The organism is Gemmatimonas sp. (genome assembly GCF_044345575.1).
GTDB lineage: Bacteria > Gemmatimonadota > Gemmatimonadetes > Gemmatimonadales > Gemmatimonadaceae > Gemmatimonas.
The window spans coordinates 1-5,096 of sequence record NZ_JBIJAW010000245.1 but is presented as its reverse complement, the minus strand read 5'-3'; the positions used below and the strand labels follow the sequence as shown (position 1 = coordinate 5,096).

Below are 5,096 nucleotides of genomic sequence, written 5' to 3'. Positions count from 1 at the left end.
CGCGCCTGGACAAAATCGGCCCCGTGCAGGTGGAGTCCCGCCGCATCCGTGCGGGCACCGGCGCGCTGCGTGGTGCGATCGACCGGGCGGCCCGGTCCCATGGGCTGCGGTTTCCGGTCGATCCGTCGAGCGGGGCCTTCTGCACCATCGGCGGCATGGTGGCGGCCAACGCGGCCGGAGCGCGCACACTCAAGTTTGGCGCGACGCGTCCATGGGTTGTGGGGGTGCGGTGTGTGTTTGACGATGGCGCCGAGGCGTGGATTCACCGTGAGCAGCCATTGCCGACCCACCTGCCCGCGGTGGCGCGACTGCTTCGCGCCGTGGATGAGATCGGGCGTGGGGTGCCGCTGCCGCTGCTGACGCACGCCGGCGTGCGCAAAGAGTCGAGCGGGTACGGTCTCGCCGCGACGCTGGCGCCGGGTGGGCACCTGGTGGACCTGCTGGCGGGCAGCGAGGGCACACTGGCGCTGTTCACGGAGGTGGAGCTGGCGCTGATTCCGGTGCCGGCCGGGACGGCCACCGTGCTGGCGACGTTCTCCCGGCTCGAGGACGCAACGGCCTGCGCGGTGGCGTCGGCCGGCGCGGGCGCGAGCGCGTGCGAACTGCTCGACCGGACGTTTCTGGACGTGGCCGAGCGTGGTGGACCGACGGGGATTCCGCGCGACTGTGAGGCCGTGCTGCTGGTGGAGGTGGAGGGGGCGCGGGCTGAAGAAATCGCCTCCAACCTCTCTCAGATCGAGACACTTTGCACACTTCATCAAGCCACTAACGTGACAATAGCCAGCACTGCCGAGGATGAGCATCGGTTATGGGCATTGCGTCACGCCGCCAGTCCCATTCTGTCGCAGCTCGCACCGCGGCTGCGAAGCATGCAGTTCATCGAGGACGGCTGTGTGCCGCCGGAGCATTTCCCGGCCTATGTGCGCGGGGTGCGCGCCGCCCTGGCGCGGGCGGAAACGCTGGGCGTGATCTTCGGGCATGCCGGCGATGCCCACGCGCACGTGAATCCGCTGGTGGACACCCACGTCGCGGGGTGGCGGGACCGGGTCCATGCCGTCCTCAGCGAAGTGTGCGAACTCACCGCGCGTTTGGGCGGGACGTTGGCCGGGGAGCACGGCGACGGGCGGCTGCGGGCCCCGTTACTGGACCGTGTGTGGGGGCTCGAGGCGCGGGGGGCCTTTGCCCATGTGAAGGCCGCCGCTGACCCGAGCGGGGTACTCAACCCCGGGTGCAAGGTGCCGCTGGACGGAGCCGCACCGTTCGACGCGCTGCGGCATGACCCCGAGGCGGCGCCGCTTCCCCCCGAAGTGGCGGCTGTCCTCAGCGAGATCGAACGGACGCGCGACTGGGCGCGATACCGGCTGGGGGCTGTCGCGTAGCGACAGCGGAACCGCGTAAGGCGTTATGGGTTGCCACCCAACCGCAAGGCGCCAGCAGGAGCTGCTACCGCGGTGCCGTCAGGAGGTAACTCTTTACCCTTTACGCTTTACGCTTTACGCTGTCCGCCGTTGCCGTTAGCTCCCCGTGCGCACCGACGCCAGCAGGTCGATCAGATGAGCCATCTGCGGCTCGTCGAGGACGGACATGGCGTCCGTGTCGGCGTGGTCCATCGTGGGATCGAGCTGCGTCAGCAGGGCGTCCCCCGCCGCCGTGATGCGGCAGAGCACCTGGCGCCGGTCCGGGCGGCTACGGTCTCGGGTGACGAACCCGGCCTGTTCGAGCTTATCGAGGAGGCGGGTGACCGTGGAACCCTCGTCGATCATGCGATCCCGGATGGCCAGCGTGGGCAACCCTTCCTCGCCAGCGCCGCGGAGAATGCGCAGCACGTTGTACTGCGCCAGTGAAAGGCCATGCGGCTCGACGAGCCGGGCGTAGCGACGGGACACCACGGAGGCCGTGCGCAGGAGCGCGATGACGGATTCCTGCGCGCGCGACCGGAACGGACGGGTCTGCTGGATCTCCTGCTGGATGGAGCGGGAGCTTGGTCGATCCGTGGACATGGTGTGCACCGAAAGGAAGGAGGGGCACGCAGCCGAACGCCAGCCGACATCAACCGCGTGGCGCCCGATGCGCCGATGTTGGCGGTCTGCGTTAAACTACTGCGGGTCCGTACCGCTGCGTATCGGGTGCGTGCGGACCCGCCGACCATTCTCCTTTGATTCCTCCGATGCCGCTCTCCGACGCCGCCATTCTTCGTGAACCCACCATCACGGTGCTCGCTCGCCCGCAGTTTCAGGAACCGGCGCACATGCCGGTGCAGTGGCTCGGCGACGCCACCGACGGCGAGCGGCTGTCGGAGTTCGCCGGGCGCCTGTGCTACATGAGCCAGCGGAACCCCGCCGGTCGCTCCACGCACGAATACATCGAGAACATCAAGAAGCAGGGGCATGGCAGCGTGCTCGAGCACGCGAACTATTCGCTGCTGCTCGAGGGCGTGAGCCGATCGCTCACGCATGAACTGGTGCGTCATCGGGCGGGCTTCGCCTACTCGCAGCTGTCGCAGCGTTACGTCGACGAAAGCGATGCGCAGTTCGTGATGCCGCCGGCGATCATCGGCGATGCCCCGCTCGAGGCGGCCTGGACGGCGCAGGTCAGCTCGGCGCTCGACAGCTACATCGCGCTGGTCGACCAGCTCATGACCCGGTACGCCTGGGTCGACGACAAGGTGCATCGCCGCAAGATGGCGCGCGAAGCGGCGCGTGGCGTGCTCCCCAACAGCACGGAAACGAAGATCGTGATCACCGGCAATGCGCGCGCGTGGCGCACGATGCTCGAACTGCGCTCGAGCGAGGCGGCCGAGCTGGAGATCCGTCGCCTCGCGGTGCAGACGTTGCGTGTGCTGCAGGCCGAGGCGCCGGCGTTCTTCAGCGACTTCGAGATCTACACGGCCAGCGATCGCCGCGAGGCCGCGCGCATCGGCTACCACAAGGTGTAAGCGCCTCCGTTTTCCGGCGCGCTCGGCGCGATCGGTGCACTCCCAGACGGCCCACGACGCCCCCGCGTTCGTGGGCCGTCTGCGTCACGGAGCGATCCCACCATGAAGCACGTTTCACAATAAAGTCCGGGCAATTACCTCAAGGGACCTCCGCCGCCCGCCGATAATCTCAAACAGCCCCTCCACACACCCGACCACCGAAGGCGCGTCGGGTGTGTTTGGCATCAGGTTCATTTCACGCCGGATCCCGCAGGACCACGTGCGACGCCGCCGCGGTTTCTCTCTCGTTGAACTCTTGATCGTGATCGCCCTCCTGGGGGTGCTCGCGTCCATGGTCATGCCGGCCATCAGCGATCTGCGCACGCGCAGCGGGCTGCGGTCGGCACGGTCGCTGGTGCTGTCGTCGTTGTCGGCGGCGCGCACGGCGGCGATCCAGAAGGGAAAGACCGCGAGCCTGACGTTCGTGAACAGCACGATCACGGTGACGGCCATGAGTGGGCTGCGCGCCACCTCGGTGCAGATCCAGGGGCCCGTGAGCCTGAGCCGCACCACCGGGGCGGTGCTGTTACCCCTCAACGGCTCCCCGACCGAACTGGTGTACGACGCCCGGGGGCTCGTGACCCCGGTGCGAGCGAGCATCTCGCGCTACGAACTGCGCCTTGGCAGCCGGGCCGACACGGTGTGCGTTTCCGGCGCCGGGACCATCATGCCGCGTGGGTGCGTGCTATGACGACACGTCGTTCCCCGCAACGCGGTATGCGCCGCCGCCCCCGCCGCGGCACCTCGCTCGTGGAGATTCTCATCGCGGCGGTCATGCTGACCGTGGCGGTGATGGGGTTGCTGGGGGCCTCGAGCAGCGTGACGCAGCAGATGGGCGCGGGGCGCCGGCAGATGGTGGCGGCGAGCGTCGCTCAGCGCCGTCTCGACTCGCTGCAGAGTCTGCCGTGCGCCGTGTTGTCGGCGGCCGGCAGCGGCAGCGGCACATCGAATGGCATTCAGGAGCAGTGGACCGTGAGCGGGAGCGGCGCCACGCGCACCCTTCAGCTATCGCTCACGGTGCCGCGGGTGAACCGCGCCTACCGGTACAGCACCATCGTCCCCTGCGTATGACGCCGCGTCTGTCGCCGGAACGTCAGCCTGTGCGCATCCGGCGCGGTTACACGCTCGTCGAACTCATCATTGCCATGACGATCCTCGGCATCATGGGTACGCTGGTAGCGCAGATCATGATGTCACAGCAGCGCTTCTTTCAGCGTATGTCGGAACAGTCGAACGTGCGGCGCGAACTCCGCAACACGCTGGGCACGTTGCCCACGGAAATGCGCGGCTTGTCAGCGACCCATGGCGACATCTCGAGCTTCGGGGCCACGGCGCTGACATTCCGGTCGACCATCGGCACGTCGATACTGTGCGACCGACCGACCAGCACCACGATCGATGCGCCGCCCAACAATGCAGCGCGCATCAGCCTCTCGAACTGGGTGACGATGCCCGGCGTGGGGGACACCGTCTTCGCGTTGCGGCACGATTCATCCGGTGTGGTCGGCGACTTCTGGTCGGCACACCGCATTACCGGCGTGAGCACGAGTTCCGCTTTCTGCCCAACGTCTCCGTATACCGATGCGACCCTCGACGCCGGGAAGACGCGGTATCGGTTCACGGTGACGCCGGGGCTCGCCGATGCCGTCACGGCGGGCGCCGCGTTGCGTTTCACGCGGTCGGCGCGCTATGAACTCGCGGCGCAGAGCTCGGGGCGATGGTTTCTGCAGCGCCAGGAGATACAAGGCGGCCTCTGGACCACGCCGGTGGTGATGAGCGGCCCGTATGTGGCGCCGGCGATAGGGGGACTGAGCGGCTTCGCCCTGACCTACTTCGACAGCACGGGGGTGGCCATCGCCCCCGGCGGAGATAACCGCCGCATTGCGCGCATCGACGTCGTATTGCGCGCGCTCGCACAGGCAGGGTCGGGACGTAACAGCACGCTCCCCAATGATTCCGTACGCCTCAGCATCGCAGTGAGGAATCGTCGATGAGAATGGTACGCGTGTCGATCCGACGCCTCACGCGCGAACGCCGTGGTTCGGCGTTGCTGCTGGTGTTGGTGGCCATGGTAGTGCTGGCCGTGCTGGGCTCCGCTTCGATGATGAGCGCCTTGCAGGAA

Annotated in this window: 6 protein-coding genes; 5 read left to right on the top strand and 1 reads right to left on the bottom strand. The window is 67.9% G+C overall.

All coding sequences use genetic code 11. The annotated features are described in order from the left end of the window. Positions 1–1,379, top strand: a 1,379-nt coding sequence (locus tag ACIQ6O_RS12685) for an FAD-binding oxidoreductase (protein ID WP_396208158.1), incomplete at its 5' end; no start/stop codon positions are given. Positions 1,380–1,514: 135 nt separating this feature from the next. On the opposite strand, the gene ACIQ6O_RS12680 is transcribed toward ACIQ6O_RS12685, so the two are convergent. After that, entirely contained in the window at positions 1,515–2,000 is a 486-nt protein-coding gene (locus ACIQ6O_RS12680) for a MarR family winged helix-turn-helix transcriptional regulator (RefSeq protein ID WP_396208157.1), read from the bottom strand. A gap of 167 nt (positions 2,001–2,167) precedes the next feature. Here ACIQ6O_RS12680 and thyX point away from each other — a divergent pair, with 167 nt between their 5' ends. The 4 genes from thyX to ACIQ6O_RS12660 all read left to right on the top strand — a co-directional run bounded on the left by thyX (position 2,168) and on the right by ACIQ6O_RS12660 (position 4,968). Then, complete coding sequence (gene thyX, locus ACIQ6O_RS12675; RefSeq protein ID WP_396208156.1) at positions 2,168–2,935, top strand: FAD-dependent thymidylate synthase; 768 nt, start codon at positions 2,168–2,170, stop codon at positions 2,933–2,935. Between the two features lie 214 nt (positions 2,936–3,149). Continuing rightward, on the top strand, positions 3,150–3,665 hold the full coding sequence (locus ACIQ6O_RS12670; protein ID WP_396208155.1) for a Tfp pilus assembly protein FimT/FimU: 516 nt from the start codon (positions 3,150–3,152) through the stop codon (positions 3,663–3,665). Positions 3,666–3,691: 26 nt separating this feature from the next. Continuing rightward, entirely contained in the window at positions 3,692–4,045 is a 354-nt protein-coding gene (locus ACIQ6O_RS12665) for a hypothetical protein (RefSeq protein ID WP_396208154.1), read from the top strand. Then, positions 4,042–4,968, top strand: coding sequence for a type II secretion system protein (locus ACIQ6O_RS12660; protein WP_396208153.1), 927 nt, complete (start codon positions 4,042–4,044; stop codon positions 4,966–4,968). The genes ACIQ6O_RS12665 and ACIQ6O_RS12660 overlap by 4 nt, the downstream gene beginning before the upstream one ends. Positions 4,969–5,096 lie beyond the last annotated feature (128 nt).

Coding starts and splice junctions, on each gene's coding strand:
- ACIQ6O_RS12665 (WP_396208154.1), top strand. CDS start 3,692: ATGCGCCGCCGCCCCCGCCGCGGCACCTCGCTCGTGGAGATTCTCATC.
- ACIQ6O_RS12660 (WP_396208153.1), top strand. CDS start 4,042: ATGACGCCGCGTCTGTCGCCGGAACGTCAGCCTGTGCGCATCCGGCGC.
- ACIQ6O_RS12680 (WP_396208157.1), bottom strand. CDS start 2,000: ATGTCCACGGATCGACCAAGCTCCCGCTCCATCCAGCAGGAGATCCAG.
- thyX (WP_396208156.1), top strand. CDS start 2,168: ATGCCGCTCTCCGACGCCGCCATTCTTCGTGAACCCACCATCACGGTG.